We start from the raw sequence: 24,410 nt of genomic DNA, 5'->3' as shown, positions 1-24,410 counted from the left end.
CGTACTCAAATGAAACCCTGATCCTCGAACTCCGTAGTTTGGTTCTGCCTCTGTATGCCGATTTGTACAGGGGCTTTTTTGCGTTGGTGCTCCAGAAAACAATCGTGAGTAGGCGCTTTTGTGGCTTGCCAAGCCTGCGTTTTCGCAACACACTATACGGACTCAAATTTTGGTAACCCTTAGTATGTCTGCATTTGTAATCAAAGCTGCGAGTTTTGATGATTTAGAAGTGCTCAACGATCTTATGTTCGATTTGCACGATGAGCACCATGTTCAATCCCCTGAATTGTTTAAAACTGCCGAAGAAATCGAGCAAGAGAAAAGCATTGCTCGTTACATCGATAATCCCGAGTGTTTGGTATATGTAGCGAAAGTCGGTGATGAAGTTATTGGTTTTGTCTCTGGTCACTTTTGTGAGTTAACTTCCGTTGTCAGCCAACCTGTGATGATGGGCAGTGTGGATGAGTTGTATGTGATGCCGGAATATCGAAAGCAAGGAACGGCTCAAGCTTTGCTCGATAAGATAGAGACTACCTTTATCGATTACGGCGCAACCCAGATGTTTGTTGAGGTTTGGAGTTTTAACCGCCAAGCACTCGCATTGTATGAAAAACAAGGGTTTGGGCATCATATTCACTGTTTGCGAAAGCCCTTAAATCCATCGTAATTAATACGTCTCGTTGACGGTAATTCAGTGACAGAAACCATGTGGCATTGAAATCATTCAGTTCATCAATAGACTTTTGCGTTTAAGTGGCTCGCAAGCTATGAATTTGCTACTCAACTTACATTGGTAACATTGAATTTGTCTGCTTGTTTTATGAGTAGCACGAGGATCGTGCTTAAAAAAAACAAGAGGATAATACTTTGAAACTATCAAAATCGTTACTTGCTTTGGCAGTCTTGCCAATGTTTGCAAGTGCTGATGATTTATCACAGACGCAAAACCACATCATTCAACCGAAAATCGTGGGCGGCATTACCGCCGATCCAACTGAATGGAAGTTCTACACACAAATTGTAAGTCGCTACAGCAATCGCTCCTATTGCGGTGCCAGTTACATTGGCAATGGCTATGTATTGACGGCGGCTCACTGTGTGGAGGGCGATTCACCGAGTCAAATCGCCGTGAAAATTGGTGGCGTCGTGTACAACGGCACCGATGGAGTAAGAGCGAATGTGAGTGAAATCCACATGCATCCGTCTTATCGCCGCGCCACGCTTTCTTATGATATTGCGGTTCTAAAGCTAGATTCTGTCCCTCAAGGTGTATCCGCAGTTGAAATTGCTGACGGCAGCTTGGCGCAGTACGCCAGTATTGGAGATTGGTTGACAGTTGCAGGTTTAGGTCGAACGTCAGAAGGCGGAAGTTCGCCAACAAGATTGCAAGAAGTCGATGTTCCACTCGTGTCGGATGCCACTTGTCGTCAGGCGGGTGGAAACTACACCACCGTTGGGGAAGTGGCATTCTGTGCAGGCATTCCGCAAGGTGGGATAGATTCATGTCAGGGTGACAGCGGTGGCCCGATCGTTATTAATCGCGGCGGTGCGATTACCCAACTTGGTGTGGTTAGCTGGGGAATAGGGTGTGCACGTCCGGGTATGTACGGCGTGTACAGTGATATTGCTGCATTGCGCAGTTTTGTGGATGGCGTCATCGGCACTTCAACGCCTCCGAAAGATAACGTTTCTGTTGTTTACACTGCTAATCAAACGTTGCCAGCGTTTAATGTTGGCGAACTCAAGCAGCATGGATTTGTGATTAGTAATTCGGGAAATACTGCATTCACTGTCGAAAATGTACGCATTGGCGGCTCAGGAGTGACTGATGCAGCACTGATTGCCAACGATCAATGTTCTCAAACAACGTTAGCTGCCAATACGAGCTGTCGTGTGGATGTGGAGTTCGGCGCATCACAAGCAGGTGAAGCTAGAGTGACGTTGAACTTTGGCGTTGATAAAACCAGTACGTTATATCAAGCGGTTGTGTCTGCAACAGCCAAATCGGTAACGTCGCCACCAACAGGAAGCTGTGCAAACGAATGGCAAGCCTCATCTGTTTACAATAAAGGCGATACGGTCACGTGGAATGGAAAAGTGTGGCAAGCGCAATGGTGGACTCAAGGCGATAATCCAGCAGAATCGGGTTCCTGGGGCGTTTGGCAAGCAGTGAGCGATGCAAACTGTACGTCACATCAAGATCAGGTCATCCCGCCGACTGAGTCGCCAGTTGTGTCTGTTCCTTCAATTAACATCTATCAAGCTGGAGCTCAATACCTCGCTGGCGATGTTGTGACTAATCAGGGCTCGTCTTATCAATGTTTACCGTGGCCAAATAGTCTTTGGTGTGGTTCGACGCCAAGCGCTTATGAGCCGGGCGTAGGTTCTGCATGGACTCATGCGTGGATAAAGCTATAAAGTCATACTAATCATAAATGGGGTTTATTGTTTTCGAATAATAAGCCCATTTTTGTTGTTTTAAATATGAGAACCCACAAAATACCTATGACTTTATCCTGACAGTTTGCTTATATAACTGGCAGAATTGCGATCAATATTTCACGTTTTGTCTGATTTTTGTCAGATTTACATTAAGAATTTTCTCCGATGACTTTTTTGACTTGTGCATCATATGCATAACTCGTTACTTAATTTATGTCGAAAAATATTGGTAATACTGCCATCATGCATTGGTCATTATTCTCTTCATTAAAGGTTTATCTTGTGCTGAGACAGTTGTTTTTTCTCACTCTCTTTTTTGCTTTGCTTTCTACGTCTTCAGTGACAATGGCAAAATCGGTATCCGGTGCGTCATTGAATGGAATTAAAGGCGCGCTCTGTGTTGTTCGAGCCGACGACAAGCTTGTACTGGTTCATGAAATTCTCACCAACAAAATCTCCTTGCCGGGAGGTACTATTATTGAAGGTGAATCTCCAGAAATTGCCGCGCAACGAGAAACGTGGGAAGAAACGGGGCTTGCAGTAACTGTCGGTAATGAGTTGGGTAGAACCTCAACTGCGATCTTGTTCGACTGCGTATCTGATTCTGAAGTTATCGCCTTTTCTATGAATAACTCATTGGGTGGAAACGAGCTGCCTTCTTGGTTTGCGCCTCATTACGGTGTGGAAGTGGCTTCTGCCATGCTGCTTAACCCAAGTGAACTTACGGCATCTCAATATCGCTATCCGGCTCAATGGCCAGAAGTTGTTAACCTTTTTGCTAATGCAACAAACCAGCCGGTTTCTTACGTTACACAGCTAATTGAGTCTGCACCTACATTTCGTCAGGTCGAGCTCTCTTGGGTGATGGAACTGCAAGGTTGGATTGGTGAGCTTTCAGACAACAGTTACAAAGCCGCGTACGACTTTGCAAGCGTAGTGATGGAGCTGACGACGCCGACTATTTTGCTGTTTTTATTCCCGTTCGTCATGATGCGCTTTGATAGTCGCTTTGTGTACCGACTGTTCTTCGCCATTACCGCGACATCTTTAATGGTTTTGGTGGCACAGCAGGGATTTTCTCTACCAAGGCCGCATGTGTACGTGCCTATGGCGGAACTTCCAAACAGTTACGGCTTTAGTTTTCCAAGCTTGCCTATTGCGGTTTGGTTCTGTGTGTTGACATTTTTGTTCCAAAGAACGCACAGCTTTGGATTTAACAGCACCACAGTGTTGATGGCCGCTATCACGCTAATAGTCATGCTGTGCAAGTTCTTCCTAGGTTCTGCGTTTATTCTTGATATGTTACTGGGCGCCTTGTTGGGCATCTTGGTTGCTTGGCACGTATTACGTTTGGAAACGAATCCAGAGGTCAATGTTGATCAACTCCTCAGCTCAAAAGGAGTGTGGTTTACGTTGACTGCTGTGACAGCCGTTATTTCGGTGATTTGGCCGTTACCTGTGTTTGGCAACTGGTTAGCGATGTTGATCACGGCTTCTGCACTCGTGCTTACGTTTAAGGAGTCTCAGGTGAGATTAAACAGTAAGCAGATGATTTTTGTCACTTTGGCGTTGATATTGACTCAGCAGGTGTATTTGTTTGCAGCGACGAGCGTCTCTTCCAGCGGTTTTTGGTCATTGGTGTTTATGACGTTCCACTATCCGATATTGATGCTGTTGTTCATCTTTATGGCTAGAAGATTGACTCATCAAAATCAGTACCAAGAAGAGCTCAATCTGTCAGAATAATAAGTTCTTCGGTATCAAGTAAAAAGCCTCGCAATTCGCGAGGCTTTTTGTGTTTTAGGTGCTTAATTCTGTAAAGCTACTTTTATAAAGCGAGATCTAAGCGTTAAGAACAAATTTCTCAATTGCTTTCGCTACGCCGTGGTCGTCGTTACTTTCAGTGATGTAATCTGCGATTTTCTTGGTTTCTTCCATCGCATTTGCCATCGCGATACCAAGACCTGCGTACTTCAGCATGTGGTGGTCATTTTCAGCATCACCCATACAGATCACTTCTTCTGGTTGAATTCCTAAGAACTCAGCAATCGCCGCAACTCCGATGCCTTTGTTACTCGCTGGGTTAAGAAACTCTAGGAAGAATGGGGCACTTTGAACAACAGTAAACTCTTCACGCATTTCAGGCGGAAGCCCAGCGATGACCTCAGTGAGTTTACTTGGCTCGGCAACCATCATTGCTTTGATGATTGGATGATCATCTTCTAGCGATTCAAAATTCATCTCTGTCACATCTAAGCCATTAATGTTGGCTTCGATGTCAGTGTATGGGTTGTTCTCATTAGTGATCAAGCCGTGCACTTGGCTGAATGCGTGCACATAAGCGCCTAATTCTTTCGCTTTACGAGCGACTAATTTAGCAGCTTTACCATCAATGATTTGCTGGTGGATAATTTCGTTTGTACCTACGTTTTTAACCATAGAACCATTGTAGAAAAGGACAAAATCTTTATCGGAATGAATATTCAGCTCATCCAATTTTGCCTGCATGCCTTCAAGTGGGCGGCCAGAAGCCAAAACGACAGTAACGCCAGCTTCACGAGCTTTCGCGATAGCGTGTTTGTTTTCTTCTGAAATCGCTTTGTCACTGTTTAATAACGTGCCGTCCATGTCTAGGGCGATCAGTTTGTACATCTTTACTTACCTTAAAATAATGGGAACCTGAGTATGAAACTACAAAATGGGCTATTTTAACAATTAATTTTTGGTTTGAATTGACCTAGACACGCCTCTCCATTAAGGTCTTCGCCTCGAAGTTTTATGAGTTAAGTGAGTTCTGCGTTGTATAAGCTAAATGAGATGTTTGAAACCATCCAAGGGGAAGGGATCTTTACTGGTGTTCCTGCCGTTTTCGTTCGCTTGCAAGAGTGCCCAGTCGGGTGCAGTTGGTGTGATACAAAACAAACGTGGGATGCCGAAGAAAAAGATCAGCGTCCTATCGGTGATATTTTGGTGAAGACGGAAGATTCTCCGACTTGGTGCACGGCATCGGCTGAAGACATCGTAGAACAATACAAACAGCAAGGCTTCAATGCGAAGCATATTGTTATCACTGGTGGTGAACCGTGCATTTACGATTTGCGTCCGTTGAGCAAAGCGTTTGAAGATATGGGCTGTCAGTGCCAGATTGAAACCAGTGGGACATCAGAAGTCGTCACGTCTGAAAAAACGTGGGTGACAGTGTCACCAAAAGTGGCGATGAAAGGTAAATTGCCCGTACTGAAAAGTGCTTTAGAGCGTGCTAATGAAATCAAGCACCCAGTCGGTACGCAAAAAGACATCGATCATCTTGATGAACTACTTGCAAACGCTGATATAAAGACAGAAACGGTGATCGCTTTACAACCAATCAGCCAGAAGCCTCGCGCAACTCAGTTGTGTATCGAAACGTGCATCTCGCGCAATTGGCGTCTATCTATTCAAACTCATAAATACCTAAGTATTGCTTAAGCTCGGAGAGTAAAATGAAAAAAGCTGTTGTTGTTTTCAGTGGCGGGCAAGACTCGACAACCTGTCTCGTGCAAGCCCTTAAAGAGTTTGATGAAGTGCATGCAATCACTTTTGATTATGGCCAACGTCATAAACTGGAGATCGAAGTTGCGCAAAAGATCGCCAAAGACCTTGGTGTAAAAGCGCATAAAGTGATGGATGTCGGTTTACTGAATGAACTTGCTATCAGCTCTCTGACGCGTGATGACATCCCTGTTTCTCACGAATTACAAGAGAATGGCTTGCCGAATTCGTTTGTGCCTGGCCGTAATATTTTGTTCTTAACTCTTGCTGGCATTTATGCTTACCAAATCGGTGCCGATACGGTGATTACGGGCGTGTGTGAAACGGACTTTAGTGGCTACCCAGATTGCCGAGATGATTTTGTGAAATCAATGAACACGGCGTTGGTGAAAGGTATGGATCGAGCTTTGACGATCAAAACACCGCTGATGTGGCTCAATAAGGCAGAAACATGGGCGTTAGCGGATCAATACAATGCGTTGCAACTGGTTCGTGAAAACACGCTAACTTGCTACAACGGCATCATCGGTGATGGTTGTGGCGATTGCCCATCGTGTGATTTACGCAAAGCCGGGCTCGATGATTACTTGAATAACAAAGATGCAGTTATGAAATCTTTGGTTCAAAAGCAGGAATCAGAAGGTCTGTAAACAGACCTTCACGAATTTGCAAATTCTGAACTCAGGTTAATTGGCTCATTGTACGCATCAACAACCGCGTTTTTGCCATTTCTCTTCGCCTGATACAAAGCTTGGTCTAATATCGAGTACAGCTCATCGAAGTTGGTGAGTGGCATTGATGTCGATAGATAGGCCAAGCTTGCCGTTACACGAAGGTCTTCATTTCTTTCCGTTTTGATTTGCTTTTCCGAAATGGTTTTATGCAAGCTTTGAACTCGGAAAGGTACATCAATTTCATCAACGTTTTTGAGTAAAAGAACAAATTCCTCTCCACCTAAACGCCCGATGTATTCACCTTTGTTGAGTTTTACGCGGATGCTTTGACAAACGTGTTTCAAAACCAAATCGCCTGTAGGGTGGCCGTAGGTATCATTGATGGCTTTAAAGTTATCTAAGTCAATTAAAGCCAGAACATATCGCATCTCTTGATGAGTTTTCGAGGTTTGACTTTTGATGGTTTCAATGATCGCGGTTCTGTTTAAGGCGCACGTTAAACTGTCTATCCGTGCTTTGTTTCGAGTTTGTCGCTGAGCCATTATTGCCAACACCAAAAGAAGTACTAAGCAGGCAACCACAAAATTGTACGCGCGTTTTTGATCTGCAAGCTTTTCAAACTCGCTCTGCTTTAAATTCCGCTCGTTCGCAAGTTTGATCAGTTGCAGTTCGTATTCGTATTCATTTTTGGTGAGGTCGAGAGCTTCCATTGCCTTGATGTTACTGGTGTCTCGGTTATCTAGTTCTAATGTAGCATACGCTTCATAGTGACTTAGCGCCGCTTTGTAATCCCCAAGTTTTTGGTAAGCATTGGACAGCAACAGTTGTGCTCTCGCTTGTAGCAATGGCCTTGAGTTTTCCATTGCTAGTGTGAACGCTTCTTTACCGTGCTCGATCGCCTTTTCTGGCGCGTCATTTTTCAGATAAGCAAAACCAGCGGCTAAATGCCCCTCGGTTTGTAAATGGTTGTTTTCGTATCGCTCGCCCAAACCGAGTGCTTTGTTAATGTATTTGACGGCTTGTTCAAGGTTGCCAATTTCAGCAATAGCGGAAGCAAGACCCAAATACGCCAAGCCTTGTCCATACGGATAGTGGAGCTCTTCCAAGATTTTCAATGAGTTCTGGTAGTGGTTAATGGCCTTATCGAAATCTTTCGATTTGTTATACATCCGAGCTAAGCTGTGTTCGACTTGCGCCACTTTGAGTGGGGCCTCCTCAAGTTGACGCGCAAGCAAGGATTGGATGAGGTATTGCTCCGATTGCTCAAACTGTCCTAATTCGGCCAGTAAATTGCCGACATCGTTATAAATACCAGATGGGTCGCTTTGATAAGACATATTGGCAAGCAGGCGGCGGTACAAGCTCAGAGCTTTTTCGTAGTCGCCGCGATAATTGTAGTTGTTCGCTACGACTCGCAACGCCAAGTCTGCAGGGAAGACTTCTGCGTGCTTATCGTCTAAATGGCTTTCGAGAGATGAGCAAAAGAAGTTTGCCTTGTGGTAACGGCCTTGCTGGTTTAGCGTGTAGCAAAGTTGGTAATTCATCAACGCTTTACCTTCCACGTCACCATTTTGTTTCATCTTTTGCCTTAACGAGCTGAAACTGGCAACAGAAGCGTCATAACTGCCATGTTTACGTTCGTTTAAAGCGAGAATGTACTCAGATTCTAACTTCGCGAAATCATTGTTTAAGATTTGGCTACTTCCGTAATAAGGCTGCTTGATGTTAGCCATATACTCATAAATCAACCCACTGACGTAAAGTCTTTCGCTGTCAGAGACGGAAGTATGATAACGGTCTTGAAGCATGCTAAGAGCAGAAGCCGCATCGTTGTGTAACGTTGTTTGATAGACAGCGTGCCATTGCGTAAAGTTTTGGGTGTGTTCAATCTCGGTAGAGTCACTTGCGTATATTTGACTGCAAAAAAGCAGTGACGCAAGCAAAGGAGACAGCGCGCGCATAAGGAAGTAGCCTTGTGTTTTTCTTATATAATCTTTTCAGTATGTTATACCCATTATCTTATAGGCGATGTGACCACGTGAAGTGAATAAACAATACTGAATGGAAAAACTATGAAGTGGGTCGATATTTGTGTTGAGAATTAGGGGAGGGAATAGAAACCCCGGCACAAGTGCCGAGGTCAACGCGATTAGTCTACGTATAGCTTCGCTAGATCTTGAGGCTCCATTTCTTTGCCTTCTAGCTGATCATTCCAGTTTGTACCAACAAGAACGCCGTCTTCAGCAAGAGTCAGAAGCCAATCTTCTACAAAGATATCTAGTGGAATTTCAAGAACAGTAAAATCTGCCCACTCTTCAACGTTATGCGCTTCAGCATCTTCTTTTGAAGACCAGAAAGGCATTACTTCGCTATTTTCGAACTCAGTTGAATCGCAAGACAACCAACCTTCTTCATTGCGTAGACCCCAAACGAGTTGGCTTTCTTTCGTTTCTGCTACGAAAAGATCAAGGTTTGCTTGGATATCTGATGTAAGTTTGCTCATTTCAAAACTCTCATTGTTATGACGCCGCTAGATTACCACTAAAGCGCCGATTCCTAAAGCATAATACGGCTTCAAGCCACTATGAAAAGAAAAGGAGCCGAAGCTCCTTTTGTCAAATCTGAGTGCGATGTGAGAGTGTAAAAGTTTAGATTAGCTTTCTGCTTGAGGAAGCGTCGTAAAGATCGTCCACTCTTTTTTAACTTTACCTTTGTAACCAACAACAGATGCGGTCACTCGGCGGTTAAGTGCGTGGCTTACCTGATCGGTGCCTTGCTCTGCTAGATGTGTGTCACCAAAACCAATGATGCGAACACGATTTGGTTCAATACCGTAACTTAGTAGCGCGTCACGCACGTTTTTCGCTCGTCGTTCAGAGAGATCTTGATTGTGTTTTGAACCACCTGTTTTACTCGCGTAACCTTGTAGTTCAATCGAGGTCGTTGGGTAATCCTTCAAGAAGTCAGACAACTCACGAATTTGACGACGAAATACCGGATTGATCTCATCAGAATCGTTGGCAAATAGCACACGAACCTGCATTTTCTCAGATGCTTTGATGTATTCGCCACAGCCATCATTGTCAACTTCAGAGCCAGCTGGCGTCCCCGGACATAGGTCGCGAGCGTTAATCACACCGTCGTTATCTTCGTCTTGTAAGTCAGCAATTTGCTCTGCGGTAGGGAATGCACGGTAATCGTACTCATCTTCAGCGATTGCTTGTTGCGTAACGGCGATAATGCTTAATGCCAATAGCAGTTTCATCGGTTTCATGATTAGTACTCCACCTTCTGGTTCCATTCTGTTGGTACATCAACACGCAAGGCATTCAACAGTTGACCCGTAGCATTCATCACTCGGTACTTCGCGTATTGTTCCGCGTATTTAGCGTCTAAATAGTTCTTTCTTGCTTCGAACAGTTCGTTTTCAGTGTTTAAAAGGTCAAGTAGAGTACGCTTACCAATGCGATATTGCTTTTCGTAAGCAATGACCGTTTCAGAAGCTGAGTCTACGTGGTCAGCTAAGAACTCTTTTTGTTGCAGAGTTAAATCTAACGCACTCCAAGACAAGCGAAGTCCTTCTTCGACATTTCGGTATGCACGCTCTCGTAGATCTTTCGCTTTGTTTAACTGATATGCAAAGCTTTCTGCGTTCGCAACATCACTACCACCGTTGAACAAGTTGTAACGCATTCGAAGCATTGCTGTCGTTTCATCGCTGCTGCCTTCAATACCGCCGGCATCGTTGCGCCATGTTTGTGCTGCTTCTACAGAAATGGTCGGGTAGTAAGTTCCTTTCGATTGTTTGTACTGGAACTTCGCAGAATCCACATCTGCAACCGAGATTTTGATGACAGGGTGAGATTCAAATGCCAAGTCAATCGCTTCATCGATTGTGTATGGGATGAAGTTTTGATCCGCGCGTGGGAAGATCAATCCTTGTGGCGATTGTCCGACAAGACGCGTAAACATCGTTTGGTTATCAAACAGGTTATTTTGAGCCGCAACTAAGTTACCGTGCGCTTTTGCTAAACGCGCCTCAACTTGAGTCAGGTCTGCGGTCGAGCCGATACCTGAGTTGACACGTTTTTTAATGTCTTCATAAATTTTCTTATGAACTTTCAGGTTGTTCTCTGAAAGAGAAAGAATTTCATACGCTTTAACGGAATCTAAGTACACCTTAGTCACTTCCAACGCAGTGTCTTGCGCATCCGCAAGTAGTTGGTATCGCACAGATTCTGCATCTGCAGCAGTACGGTCCATATCATTAAGAGTGGCAGAGCCATCCCAAATCAATTGCGTTAAAGTGATAGTGGCTTCTTTACGAGTCAGATCGGTTGAGTCTCGTCCTGATTCTGCAGGATTTATACCTTCGTAACCGATACCTGCGTCAAGATCGACGGAAGGGAGGTAAGCACCGCCAGATGCTTCATTCACATACTGCTTGCTAACGAATTCATTGAACGCGCTTTTAATATCGGGATTTGTTTTTAGCGTATTTTCTACGGCTTGCTCTAGTGTTTGCCCAAAAGCATGACTAGCGGCGAATACACCAATACAAAAGGCGTTGGCACGAGTCCACTTCACTGTGATTCTCCTAGATGGTTATGTAATTTCTCGAGGCGAGAGGGCTTATAAGTGGAATACCTATAAGGGCGTCAATAATTTAGCGCACAATACCACTAATAATCGACGATGTAACCAATCGCTTTGTTTAGAATGTGTTTCAAAAGTGATACGAAAATACGCCTAACTGGGGCTTAACTTCGAACTAATATCACCTTTATTTGGTTTTGTTACATTTTATAGTTGCTTATACAAAGATCTCAATCACCCACCAACTGAAAATCGACAATATGGAAAAATTGTGACTTATAAGTTGAAAATAGGCATCAAATTACTGTTATTGCAGTATATATTCGGGCAATATATAGCAAATTAGTATCATTAGTCAAAAAGTTGACAGTAATTTGGGGTGAAGTTTTATATGGATCGTACAGCGTTAGTTTCACTCGGCAATCAAGTCGTTGTAATAGGATTAGATGGGAAGCTGAGAGTACTAACGGAGGGACAACAGCCACTACCAGGAGAAGTGGTTGTGACATCAACAGATGTTGGCCCTCTGGATTTAAACGTGCAATTGACTCAAGAGCAGGGTTCTAAAGATGTCACTGATGATGTTTTACAAATTATTAGTGCAATCGAACAAGGACAAGACCCTTCTGCTGTAGATGAAGAGTTTGCGCCAGCAGCTGGTGAGAACGGCGGCTCTAGTCTGCAAACCAGTGCGACAATTGTTCGCGATGGTACTGAACTCTTGGCATCCACCAGTTTTGAAACCATTGGTATTGAGTCTCTAGGACTATCGCAAACACAAGTTCTAGCACTGAACGATCTATTCCGAAGTAATCTTCAAACGAGTGCTGACAGCACTGATAAACCTTTGGCAACAACGCCAGTTACTCTAGATGCGATTGAAGAGGATGGTGGTTCAATCATCATTACGACGGAAGAGTTACTGTCAAATGTTGATGATGAAGACAAAGACACATTATCTGTTGAGAACCTCATTATCGATAAAGGGAATGGCACTCTTGTCGACAATGGTGATGGAACGTGGACTTTCACTCCTCAAATCGATGACGACACAGAAGTCTCTTTCACTTTCGACATTATTGATGACGAAGACCAAGTGGTATCTGGTTCTGCAAATCTCGATATTCTGCCTATCAATGATGCGCCAAACGCAGAAAACGATGTAATTACGACAGAAGAAGACACCTCTGTTACGATTGATGTTTTAGTCAATGATAGTGATGTTGAAGGTGACGCACTCAGCATTCAATCAGCATCAGTTCCTTCAGAGCAAGGCTCAGTTGACATTGTCGACGGCAAACTGGTGTTCACGCCAGCTGAGAACTTCAATGGTGAAGCGACCATCACTTACATCGTAACTGATGGCGATTTGACGGACGAAGCGAAAGTAACTGTTACGGTTACGCCTGTAAATGACAGTCCTGTTGCCGTTGATGACACCACATCTATACAAGAAGACACCGCAGTTACCATTGATGTACTGACTAACGACACTGACGTGGATGGCGATAAGCTGAGTATTGAATCAGCCTCTGTTCCTAAAGAGCAGGGTACGGTTGAAGTGGTGGATGGCAAACTTGTTTTCACACCGGCAGAAAACTTCAATGGTGATGCTGAAATTACTTACACTGTAACGGACGGTGAATTGACCGACGAAGCGAAAGTAACTGTTACAGTAAATCCAGTGAACGATGCACCAACCATCAAGGTTGAAGCCGTAGAAAGCATCACTGAAGATGCAGTGAGCACTGATACGGTAGTCGCAACCTTAACGGTTCGCGATACTGACACGCCTGAAGACCAATTAACCGTATCTTTAGAAAATAACTCAAACGGCTACTTCGTGTTGGTTGGCAATGAAGTCAAGTTGACTCAAGCGGGTGTTGACGCGGTTAACAACGACGAACTCAACCTTAAAGGCCTGACTATTAGCGCGTCAGTATCGGATGGTGTTAATCCAACGGCGAGCGACAGTGATAGTTTGATTGTGAATCGTGTTAACGATGCACCGACTGTTGAAAATGCCATTGAAGATCAAGAGTTATCGGAAGATTTCGATGCATACACGATCGACTTGAATGAAGTATTCAAAGATTCTGATTCCTCGCTAGAATTCTCAGTTTCTGGCAATAACAGCATCCAAATCTCTATTGTGAGTGGCGTTGCTACCATCACTCCGACTGCGGATTGGAATGGCAAAGAGACAATTACGTTCTCAGCTAAAGACCCAAGCGGCGAGAGCGTTAGCCAAACGGTGAACTTCACGGTAACGCCTGTGGCAGACATTGAGGCAGACAAAACGACGGTTGTTGAAGATACGCCAACCATCATCAAGGTCTTAGGTAACGACACGTTTGAAGGCAAAGATAAAGTGGTGTCTCTGGACGCTGAGAATGGTCCTAAAAATGGTACCGTCATCGTAAACAACGATGGTACGGTGACCTACACACCAAATGATAACTACGTCGGTAAAGATACTTTCACCTACATCGTCACCTCTGGCGGTGTGTCTGAATCCACTACCGTTGAAGTCAATGTGACACCGGTCAACGATGCGCCAGTGGCGAAAGATGACATCGCTACGACACAAGAAGACACCGCAGTTACTATCGATGTTCTGCCAAACGATACTGATGTGGATGGCGATAAATTGTCGATCCAATCTGCGTCTGTTCCTGAAGCACAAGGTAAAGTCGAGATCGTTGATGGCAAACTGGTGTTCACACCGGCAGAAAACTTCAATGGCCACGCTGAAATCATCTACACCGTAACGGACGGTCAATTGACCGACGAAGCGAAAGTAACTGTTACAGTAAATCCAGTAAACGATGCGCCAACCATCAAGGTTGATGCAGTAGAGAGCATCACTGAAGATGCAGTGAGCACTGATACGGTAGTCGCAACCTTAACGGTTCGTGATACTGACACGCCTGAAGACCAATTAACCGTTTCTTTAGAAAATAACTCAAACGGCTACTTCGTGTTGGTTGGCAATGAGGTCAAGCTGACTCAAGCGGGTGTTGACGCGGTTAACAACGACGAACTCAACCTTAAAGACCTATCTATTAGCGCGTCAGTATCGGATGGTGTTAATCCAACAGCTAACGACAGTGACAGTTTGATTGTGAATCGTGTTAACGATGCACCGACTGTTGAAAATGCCATTGCAGATCAAGAGTTATCGGAAGACTTTGCGACCTACACGATTGATTTAAACGACGCATTTAAAGATAGCGACTCAGCGCTAAACTTCTCAGTGTCTGGCAATAGCAACGTGTTGGTTTCGATTGAAAATGGCATCGCGACCATTTCACCAACAGCAGACTGGAACGGCTCAGAAACCCTAACGTTTACTGCTACTGATCCAAGCGGTGAAAGCATTAGCCAAACGGTGGACTTTACGGTTGCGCCTGTGGCGGACATTGTGGCAGACAAAACGACGGTCGTGGAAGACACTCCAACCATCATTAAGGTTTTAGGTAACGATACGTTCGAAGGCGACGATAAAGTGGTGTCGCTAGATACCAATAACGGCCCGGCCAACGGTACGGTCTCGGTCAACCCTGATGGCAGCGTAACTTACACGCCAAACGACAACTACCACGGTACAGACAGCTTCACCTACATTGTCACGTCAGGCGGGGTATCGGAATCCAATACCGTTGAAGTCAATGTAACATCGGTTAACGATGCGCCTGTGGCGAAAAGTGACATCGCTATGACACAAGAAGACACCGCGGTTACGATTGATGTCCTGCCAAACGATACTGATGTGGATGGCGATAAGTTGTCGATCCAATCTGCGTCCGTACCTGAAGCACAAGGTAAAGTCGAGATTGTTGAAGGCAAACTGGTGTTCACTCCAGCAGAAAACTTCAATGGTGACGCCGAAATCACTTATACCGTAACGGACGGTGAATTGACCGACGAAGCGAAAGTAACTGTTACAGTAAATCCAGTGAACGATGCACCAACCATCAAGGTTGAAGCCGTAGAAAGTATCACTGAAGATGCAGTGAACACTGATACAGTAGTCGCAACCTTAACGGTTCGCGATACTGAAACGCCTGAAGACCAATTAGCCGTTTCTTTAGAAAATAACTCAAACGGTTACTTCGTGTTGGTTGGCAATGAAGTCAAGTTGACTCAAGCAGGCGTCGATGCAGTTAACAATGATGAACTTAACCTTAAAGATCTGACTGTCAGCGCGTCAGTGTCGGATGGTGTAAATCCAACGGCTAGTGACAGTGATAGTTTGATTGTGAATCGTGTTAACGATGCACCGACTGTTGAAAATGCCATTGCAGACCAAGTGTTATCGGAAGATTTCGATGCATACACGATCGACTTGAATGAAGTATTCAAAGATTCTGATTCCTCGCTAGAATTCTCAGTGTCTGGCAACAGCAACGTGTTGGTTTCGATTGAAAATGGCATCGTGACCATTAGCCCAACGGCAGACTGGAACGGCTCAGAAATCCTAACGTTTAAAGCTACCGATCCAAGCGGCGAAAGCATTAGCCAAACCGTAAACTTCACGGTTGCGCCTGTGGCGGACATCGTGGCAGACAAAGCGACGGTTGTGGAAGACACGCCGACCATCATCAAGGTCTTAGGTAACGATACGTTCGAAGGCGACGATAAAGTGGTATCGCTGGATACCAATAACGGTCCAGCTAACGGCACGGTCTCGGTCAACCCTGATGGCAGTGTAACTTACACGCCAAACGACAACTACCACGGTGCAGACAGCTTCACCTACATCGTCACTTCCGGTGGCGTTAGTGAGTCCACCACGGTGAACGTCGAAGTGACACCAGTGAATGATGCGCCAATGGCGAAAGATGACATCGCTACGACACAAGAAGACACTGCAGTTACTATTGATGTTCTGCCAAACGATTCTGATGTGGATGGCGATAAGTTGTCGATCCAATCTGCGTCTGCTCCTGAAGCACAAGGTAAAGTCGAGATCGTTGATGGCAAATTGGTGTTCACACCGGCAGAGAACTTCAATGGCGACGCCGAAATCACTTACACCGTGACTGATGGTGCACTGACTGACCAAGCAACGGTCAAAGTCACCGTGAATGCCGTGAACGACACGCCAATCATCAAGGTTGATGCCGTAGAAAGCATCACTGAAGATGCAGTGAACACTGATACAGTAGTCGCAACCTTAACGGTTCGCGATACTGACACGCCTGAAGACCAATTAGCCGTTTCTTTAGAAAATAACTCAAACGGTTACTTCGTGTTGGTTGGCAATGAAGTCAAGTTGACTCAAGCAGGCGTCGATGCAGTTAACAATGATGAACTTAACCTTAAAGATCTGACTGTCAGCGCGTCAGTGTCGGATGGTGTAAATCCAACGGCTAGCGATAGTGACAGTTTGGTTGTGAATCGTGTTAACGATGCACCGACTGTTGAAAATGCCATTGCAGACCAAGTGTTATCGGAAGATTTCGATGCATACACGATCGACTTGAATGAAGTATTCAAAGATAGTGACTCCGCGCTGAACTTCTCAGTTTCTGGCAACGACAGCATCCAAATCTCTATTGTGAGTGGCGTTGCTACCATCACTCCGACTGCGGATTGGAATGGCAAAGAGACAATTACGTTCACAGCTAAAGACCCAAGCGGTGAAAGCGTTAACCAAACGGTGGACTTTACGGTTGCACCAGTAGTCGACATCGAGGCTGATAGCGCGGATGTAGTCGAAGACACACCAACCATCATTAACGTCTTAGGTAACGACACGTTTGAAAGCACTGATAAAGTGGTGTCACTGGACGCTGAGAATGGTCCTAAAAATGGCACCGTCATCGTAAACAACGATGGTACGGTGACCTACACACCAGATGACAACTACGTCGGTGAAGATACTTTCACCTACATCGTCACGTCAGGCGGGGTATCGGAATCCACCACGGTGAGCGTTGATGTGACGCCAGAGAATGATGCACCAGTGGCAAAAGATGACACGGCGATTACTGACGAAGACACACCAGTGACGATTGATGTCCTGCCAAACGATACTGATGTGGATGGCGACAAGCTGAGTATTGAATCAGCCTCTGTTCCTAAAGAGCAGGGTACGGTTGAAGTGGTGAATGGCAAACTTGTTTTCACTCCGGCCGAGAACTTCCATGGCGACGCTGAGATCACTTACACCGTCTCCGACGGCGCACTGACTGACCAAGCAACGGTCAAAGTCACCGTGAATGCTGTAAACGACACGCCTGTTGTTGAAAGTAACATCGCAGATCAAGCCTTGGCAGAAGACTTCACGCCATACACCATCGATCTAAATACCGCTTTCAGCGATGTGGATAACGTTGATGGCGAGTTAACGTTTAGCGTCTCTGGCAACAGCAACATCCAAGTGGCGATCGTCAATGGCATTGCCACGATCACTCCAACGGCAGACTGGAACGGCTCAGAAACACTGGCCTTTACCGCCACCGACCCAAGTGGTGAAAGCATTAGCCAAACGGTGGACTTTACGGTTGCACCAGTAGTCGACATCAAGGCTGACAGCACAAATGTAGTCGAAGACACACCAACCATAATTAACGTCTTAGGTAACGACACGTTTGAAGGCGCTGATAAAGTGGTGTCTTTGGACGCTGAGAATAGTCCTAAAAATGGTACCGTCATCGTAAACAACGACGGCACGGTGACCTACACACCAGATGATAACTACGTCGGAGAAGATACGTTCACTTATGTCGTGACATCAGGTGGTGTATCCGAATCTACCACCGTCACTGTCAATGTGACACCAGTAAACGACAAGCCTGAAAGTGAAGACTTTACGCATGTCGTCGATGATCAGCTTACGCACGTTGTGTTTGATACCGATACTAAACCTCTGGGGAGCGGTGACTCTAAGGATCATATCGCGGATGTTGAAGACGACTTAAAAGGCAACGATCTACATGTCCGGATTACTGAACTGCCAACATCAGGTACGTTGTTCTTTAAAGATAGTGACGGTGAGTTGCACGAAATTAAAGAAGTAAGCGATACGCTTTATGACAAAGACAGTCTTTACTATGAAGCTGATAATGTTGGCTTCTTATTAGGTATCAAAGATCGTCCAAATACGCCTAATGGCTCAGAATCTACATCAGATTTCAATAACTGGGGATTAAGTGAGGATGGTGGACCATCACATTCCCGTATTGAGCATTTAGCAAATGGAGCCTCTATCACGATTTCCTCTGATAGCGGTGAACTTGCGCAATACAACCGTCAGGTGTCACATATCGGCAATGGTATCGCTGACAATGACGGGCAGGGTATTGAGAAGGGTGAAACGATTACGGTCGATTTGTCTAATAATCCTGTGGGCTCCGTAAACCTTGGTCTAGATGGATTAGGTGGATTGTTTGATTACGGTGATGACAACGCAGCGCTTATTACGGTTACATACTTAGATTCAAATAATGTCCAACAGACTCAAACGTTCGAGTTTTTGAAGCCTGAAGGCAACTTCATGCTATTCCAAGAAACAAGCGTTGGTTATGGGAAAGATCTAGCTCTTCCTGAAGGTTCGGTCATTACTCAGTTAGATTTTTCTACGAAAAATGAAGGTAACTGGGAGTTACGTTATGTAGAAGGTGTTCCTGCCGAAGACAGCTTTGGATATGTGGCAGTCGACTCTGAAAGTGGCGTTAGCGATCCATCTACAGTCAATATCGTTAACGAAATGCTAGATGGTAATGTTGCGGAAAATGGACCTGCGGTGCAGAGCATTACAGGTGTTACTGTTGTTGAAGGTGACAATGTCACATTTTCTGTTTCTCTAAATAATGCAACAGATCAGACCGTTAAGTATCAAGTGGATTTCTCTGCAGAGGGTTCTAGTACGAGCTCTCAAGACATTGATTTGTCGAACGCAACTTTTACTAATGGCGTGAAGTATTTGGGCGGATACCTTATTGTTCCAGCCGGTGTGAATGGCTTTGATATTACCATTCCAAGCATTGATGATCAGTTGGTTGAATCAACAGAAAGCCTTGTGATTAAAGTCGGAGATGTATCTGGCGTTGGCTATATTGATGATAATGATGTCCCTCCAACGGTTCAAAGTAACGAAATTTCCGGATTAGAAGACGAAGCGATTGTTATCACACTAGAACATTTAGGCGTCGTTGACAGTGAGGTAAGTGTTGAGTTTGACACTTCTGCTCTAAATGGCTCACTACAAGTGAAAGGTTCTGATGGTTGGGAAGTGGTTTCTAGCAGTGTACTCGCTTCTGATATCGAAAATGGTCTTGTTCGCTATGTTCCTGCTGAACATGAATCTGGTGCAGATGTTTTCGATAAAGACGGTGTTGGGAACGGCTTGGATACTTACGAGCAGATTCATTTCACTGTTAGTGATGGCAATTCTTCTGCTTCAGGTACGTTGAGTATCGACATAGAGCCTGTCGCGGACCCAGTTAAGATTGACCTTACTTTCGGTCCTGTAACGTCTGTACCTGTGACATTAGGCGGAAGCTGGTCTACAGACGAAGAACTTAAAGATCTGCTTGAGGCAAGTAATTTACCAGGGCTTGACTTTGAACATGTGGTGACACAAGCGTTTAATAATGGTCATGCTGGTAACGACTTAATGCTAAGCGGAGACACTGAATCACCACTGAGTTTTGTAGGTGATCAACAAGCAGGTGCCAACGTTGATGCTCAAGGCAGTGACATCTTTGTGACTGGAGGAGGTAATGATTCTATCTATGGCGGTATTGGTTCATTAGATGATCAAGCTGAGACTGACACAGTTGTTTACTCTGGTAAGTTGTCTGATTACGACTTCAGCTATTACCCAGCATCTGACCACTCAGAAGTCCCGTATTGGATTGTCGAAGATAGTAGATTTATTGATACAAAAGATGTTGTTTCGAGCACTCATAAAGAGTCGGGTGACCACCTTTATGAAATTGAACAGCTTATCTTCCAAGATGCCATTATCAAGCTAGATAACAACACAGGAGAGTATGTTGTTCTTACAGAGCAACAAGTCTCTTTTGAGCTGAACCTTGATCTTATCGATGTGGATGGCAGTGAGTCATTCATTAACGATAGCGTCACCTTAACGGGAATCCCTTCAGGGCTAACATTAGAGGTGAATGGCAAAACGGTTACAGAAAATAGCGATGGTTCTTACACGGTTGACCTTTCAAGTGAACCAAATCAAACCAGCCATCAACTAAGCGGTACGATTACGGTACCAGCCGATTACAATGGTTCGTTAGATTTTGATGTAACAGCGACGGCAGGAAGTGTTGAAGTTAATAACAATACTCAAATGGGAGCGGACACGGCTTCTGTTTCAGTCCGTGATTATGAGTTTGTTTCTGGTACGCATGGTGATAACAACATAGTTGGGTCCGATGATAACGACGTGATCGTTGGTGATGTTCAAGGGTTACAAATTGTCGAAGGTCAGGATTACAACATTGCCTTTATGCTAGATACGTCTGGCAGTATGGGTTACGACGTTGGCCGTGCGGTAACTGAACTAAAAACAGTGCTGAATACTCTGATCGAAAGTGCAAGTGGACCTCATTCGGGCAAAGTGAACGTTTTATTAACCACTTTTTCCACTGAGAGCAAACAGGTGCTCGAATTGGATTTGAGCTCTGACAACGCTAAGACTCAAGTAGAATCAATATTGGACGCAATTGTTAACCGCGGCGACGGTAACACAAACTATGAAGCAGGCTTCCAATCAGCATTGAACTGGTTTGAGAATGCTGATAGTGGCGTAACGAATTTAAGCTATTTCATTTCTGATGGTCGTCCAAACCAAGCTACTGTGAATGATGCAAATAACATAAACCAAATGGATAGCATTGTTCTTGGAGTGGAAAACAACAAACTGGTAACGTTAGCTGATGTGTTGCCAGCGGATTACAAAACTGGTGATGTTGTAACTTACGACAATAAGACGGTGGTAGATAGTAACTCACTTGTTTATTCGCTTTCGACAGGTGAGTTGTTAGGGAAGATGACAAGTAATCATAGTTATTACGATTATGAAACGTATGTACTTCATCAAGCAAATAACGCATATCAGGCATTGGAAGAACTTAGTGAGGTTCGATCGATCGGTCTTGGTCATGACTTAGATGAAGATTCGTTGAAACACTTTGACTCTGATGGTGTTGTAAGAACTAACATCGATGTTAATCAACTTGCAGAAGTGATTCTTGGCAAAGAAGTGTCATTAATGCAAGGCAAGGATGAGATTAGTAGCCTTGATGGAAACGACATCATTTTTGGTGATGCGATTCGTTTTGATATCAATGGAGAGCAAGGTGTTTCTGCGCTACAAAACTATGTAGCTTCTCAACTGGGGAAAGATGTTGCTCTGGTAACGAAGGAGGAAGTTCATCACTACATTACTGAAAACCAAGCTGAGTTTGAGCAATCTCGTTATTATGACCAAGCGGACACCATTTATGGTGGTGCAGGAAATGACATATTGTTTGGGCAAGGTGGAAACGACAAGCTGTTCGGTGGCGCAGATAATGACATTTTGATTGGTGGTTTAGGCAGCGACATTCTGACTGGCGGTGATGGTGAGGACATCTTCAAATGGATCGATGTGGCCAACGAACGCGACACTGTCACAGATTTTTCTAGCAGTGAAGACTCTCTAGACTTCTCCGATCTGTTTGATGATTTATCGAAAGATGAAGTAGGCGATCTGTTAAGTGATTTACAATCAGGTAGTCATACAGGAGACGCCGGCGGCTATCATGTTGAAGTAAGCCAAGATGGCAGCGCAGATACGAATTTGAGTATTACTAAAGGTAGCTCAACATTAGATATCCACTTCAATAGCACAAGCGTGGATGATATTACACAGCATTTGATTGCAAGTCTCGATTCTCAATACAAAGACATGTAGTGACAAATCAGCCTCTAATAAAAAGGTCTAGCAATTGCTAGACCTTTTTTGATGTTCTTGAATAGTTAGCTTTTTGGAAGTGTGGTAAAAATGGTCCATTCTTTTTTCACTTCACCTTTATGTCCTACTACTGTTGCGGTCACACGTCGGTTCAAAGCATGGCTTACTTCGTCTGTTCCGGTTGTTGCTAAAACCGTATCGCCGTAGCCAACAATAGTAACTCGATCAGGAGTAATACCGTTTTGAAGCAGTGCCTTTCTTACGTTCTCTGCTCGGCGTTTGGAGAGATCTAAATTGTGCTCAGACCCACCTGTGCGGCTCGCGTAACCTTGTAACTCAATGGATGTGCTTGGGTATTCTTTCAAGAAATCTGAGAGTTCTCGAATCTGCTTCGCGAAAACCGGGTTGATTTCATCTGAATCATTCGCAAATAACACTCGAATTTGCATTTGTTGTGATGAGTTTGCGTAAGATCCGCAGCCATCATTATCAATTTCCGCACCTAATGGTGTGCCCGGGCATAAATCGCGCTGGTTAATAACGCCGTCGCTGTCGTCATCTTGGTGGTCGGCCCATTGATCTGCAATAGGAGTGTCGATGTAATCGTATTCGTCGCCTCGATCACTCGAAGAGCTACATGCAGCAACAACTAATGAGAGTGCAATAATAGTTATGTTTTTCATAATTAATACTCCACTTTTTCTAGCCATTCTTTCGGCATTTCGACTCTTAACGCACTCAACAATTGGCCAGTTGCGTTCATCACACGATATTTGGCATATTGCTCTGCATATTTTGAATCAAGGTAATCTTTACGCGCTTCAAACAACTCGTTTTCAGTGTTCAGAACGTCTAGTAAGGTTCGTTTACCGATTCGATATTGCTTTTCATACGCGATGACCGTCTCAGCTGCCGAATCAACGTGGTCTGCTAAAAATTCTTTTTGTTGCAACGTTAAGTCCAGAGCACTCCAAGACAAGCGAAGTCCTTCCTCAACATTACGGTACGCGCCTTCACGTAAGTCTTTCGCTTTGTTGAGTTGGTATGCGAAGTTTTCTGAATTTGCCGCATCGCTACCGCCGTTGAACAAGTTATAGCGTAAACGCAACATGGCGAGAGTTTCATCGCTTCGACCTTTTAAGCCATCCGCATCGTCTTTCCAAGTTTGAGAAGCTTCAATCGAGATCGTCGGGTAGTTAACGCCTTTCGATTGTTTGTATTGGAACTTGGCAGAATCCACATCCGCCAATGCGATTTGAATCACCGGGTGTAATTCAAATGCCAAGCCAACCGCTTCATCGACGGTGTAGGGGATAAAGTTCTGATCAGCTCTTGGAAAAATTAACCCTTGTGGCGTTTGCCCCACCAAGCGAGTAAACATTGTGTGGGAGTCGTACAGGTTGTTTTGTGCAGCTGCCAGATTACCATGCGCTTTCGCTAAACGCGCTTCAACCTGTGTTAAGTCCGCAGTCGAGCCGATGCCGGAAGTGACGCGTTTTTTGATGTCCGTATAGATGTCTTTGTGAACGGCAAGATTGTTCTCAGACAGCTTTAAGACTTCATAAGCCTTCACCGCATCTAAATAGACTTTAGTGACTTCTAATGCTTTGTCTGAAGCATCAGCTAACAGTTGGAATCGCACCGATTCTGCATCAGCAGCGGTACGGTCAATATCGTTTAATGTCGCGCTGCCATCCCAAATTAATTGGGTTAGGGTGATAGACGCTTCTTTTCTCGTATAGTCAGTGCTGCCTCGTCCGACTTCATCAGATGGGTCGAGGCCTTCGTAACCAATGCCCGCATCAAGATCGAGAGAAGGCAAATAGGCGCCTGTTGACGCCTCATTGATGTACCTTCGGCTCTCAAATTCATTAAATGCGCTTTTGATATCTGGGTTATTTTTTAACGTTAATGCCACGGCTTGCTCTAAAGTTTGACCGAAAACGGGTATAGACACTATTAAGCTACAGCAGCAAGCAATACTTAGTCGGTTCCATTTCACGGTGTTTCTCCTAAAAAATCGTGTTGCTTTTTGCTGTTTCATCTCACATTTGAGATAAAACATCACAAATAACAGTGTTTGAGTAAGTAAATTATCAACCTACTGTTAAACCTAGGCTTTTGTTTCGAATATCCAGAAGTTCGCCTGATTAAACCTTAGCACATGTGCAAAATGTTGCTTGGCAACCGTTTGTGTTTAAGCAAGAGAAAAGCTTGATTTCTTAATATCATAGCGTTCCACG

The 24,410-nt window shown here is 44.5% G+C and carries 13 protein-coding genes; 6 read left to right on the top strand and 7 right to left on the bottom strand.

Features of this window, described 5'->3' with window-relative positions; translation table 11 throughout:
- Window positions 1-184 precede the first annotated feature (184 nt).
- The 3 genes from ACF8EG_RS19770 (at window position 185) to ACF8EG_RS19760 (ending at window position 4,188) form a co-directional block, all read left to right on the top strand.
- The gene (locus tag ACF8EG_RS19770; RefSeq protein ID WP_015296781.1) at window positions 185-667 is read left to right on the top strand and encodes a GNAT family N-acetyltransferase; all 483 of its coding nucleotides are present in this window, start codon (window positions 185-187) and stop codon (window positions 665-667) included.
- Between the two features lie 200 nt (window positions 668-867).
- Window positions 868-2,418 (top strand): trypsin-like serine protease, encoded by a 1,551-nt coding sequence (locus tag ACF8EG_RS19765; RefSeq protein ID WP_031501515.1) that lies wholly within the window; start codon window positions 868-870, stop codon window positions 2,416-2,418.
- Between the two features lie 369 nt (window positions 2,419-2,787).
- Window positions 2,788-4,188 (top strand): bifunctional NUDIX hydrolase/phosphatase PAP2 family protein, encoded by a 1,401-nt coding sequence (locus ACF8EG_RS19760; RefSeq protein ID WP_228521610.1) that lies wholly within the window; start codon window positions 2,788-2,790, stop codon window positions 4,186-4,188.
- A 96-nt stretch (window positions 4,189-4,284) separates the two neighbouring features.
- Here the strand turns inward: ACF8EG_RS19760 and ACF8EG_RS19755 are convergent, their stop codons facing one another.
- Complete coding sequence (locus ACF8EG_RS19755) at window positions 4,285-5,094, bottom strand: Cof-type HAD-IIB family hydrolase (protein ID WP_031501513.1); 810 nt, start codon at window positions 5,092-5,094, stop codon at window positions 4,285-4,287.
- Between the two features lie 165 nt (window positions 5,095-5,259).
- Between ACF8EG_RS19755 and queE the strand changes: the two genes are divergently transcribed.
- On the top strand, window positions 5,260-5,910 hold the full coding sequence (gene queE, locus ACF8EG_RS19750; RefSeq protein WP_021447510.1) for a 7-carboxy-7-deazaguanine synthase QueE: 651 nt from the start codon (window positions 5,260-5,262) through the stop codon (window positions 5,908-5,910).
- Window positions 5,911-5,924: 14 nt separating this feature from the next.
- On the top strand, window positions 5,925-6,623 hold the full coding sequence (gene queC / locus ACF8EG_RS19745; protein WP_017448988.1) for a 7-cyano-7-deazaguanine synthase QueC: 699 nt from the start codon (window positions 5,925-5,927) through the stop codon (window positions 6,621-6,623).
- A gap of 8 nt (window positions 6,624-6,631) precedes the next feature.
- Here queC and ACF8EG_RS19740 read toward each other — a convergent pair whose 3' ends face one another.
- From ACF8EG_RS19740 to ACF8EG_RS19725, 4 genes are all read right to left on the bottom strand, one after another.
- A complete protein-coding gene (locus ACF8EG_RS19740; protein ID WP_025787312.1) occupies window positions 6,632-8,608 on the bottom strand; it encodes a tetratricopeptide repeat-containing diguanylate cyclase in 1,977 nt (658 codons plus the stop codon).
- 188 nt (window positions 8,609-8,796) lie between these two features.
- Window positions 8,797-9,150 (bottom strand): DUF2750 domain-containing protein, encoded by a 354-nt coding sequence (locus ACF8EG_RS19735; protein ID WP_020840594.1) that lies wholly within the window; start codon window positions 9,148-9,150, stop codon window positions 8,797-8,799.
- A gap of 150 nt (window positions 9,151-9,300) precedes the next feature.
- The gene (locus ACF8EG_RS19730) at window positions 9,301-9,921 is read right to left on the bottom strand and encodes an OmpA family protein (RefSeq protein ID WP_025631288.1); all 621 of its coding nucleotides are present in this window, start codon (window positions 9,919-9,921) and stop codon (window positions 9,301-9,303) included.
- A 2-nt stretch (window positions 9,922-9,923) separates the two neighbouring features.
- Window positions 9,924-11,234, bottom strand: coding sequence for a TolC family outer membrane protein (locus tag ACF8EG_RS19725; protein ID WP_069505437.1), 1,311 nt, complete (start codon window positions 11,232-11,234; stop codon window positions 9,924-9,926).
- A gap of 511 nt (window positions 11,235-11,745) precedes the next feature.
- Here ACF8EG_RS19725 and ACF8EG_RS19720 point away from each other — a divergent pair.
- On the top strand, window positions 11,746-22,167 hold the full coding sequence (locus ACF8EG_RS19720; RefSeq protein WP_392419699.1) for a tandem-95 repeat protein: 10,422 nt from the start codon (window positions 11,746-11,748) through the stop codon (window positions 22,165-22,167).
- A gap of 65 nt (window positions 22,168-22,232) precedes the next feature.
- On the opposite strand, the gene ACF8EG_RS19715 is transcribed toward ACF8EG_RS19720, so the two are convergent.
- Both ACF8EG_RS19715 and ACF8EG_RS19710 read right to left on the bottom strand, forming a co-directional pair.
- Window positions 22,233-22,850, bottom strand: coding sequence for an OmpA family protein (locus ACF8EG_RS19715; protein ID WP_005477806.1), 618 nt, complete (start codon window positions 22,848-22,850; stop codon window positions 22,233-22,235).
- A 2-nt stretch (window positions 22,851-22,852) separates the two neighbouring features.
- Window positions 22,853-24,169, bottom strand: coding sequence for a TolC family outer membrane protein (locus ACF8EG_RS19710; RefSeq protein WP_005485460.1), 1,317 nt, complete (start codon window positions 24,167-24,169; stop codon window positions 22,853-22,855).
- Window positions 24,170-24,410: the final 241 nt, after the last annotated feature.

This window comes from Vibrio sp. YQ_11, assembly GCF_043103065.1.
GTDB lineage: Bacteria > Pseudomonadota > Gammaproteobacteria > Enterobacterales > Vibrionaceae > Vibrio > Vibrio parahaemolyticus.
The sequence above is the reverse complement of the archived record's forward strand: the minus strand, read 5'-3'. Positions and strand labels throughout refer to the sequence as shown.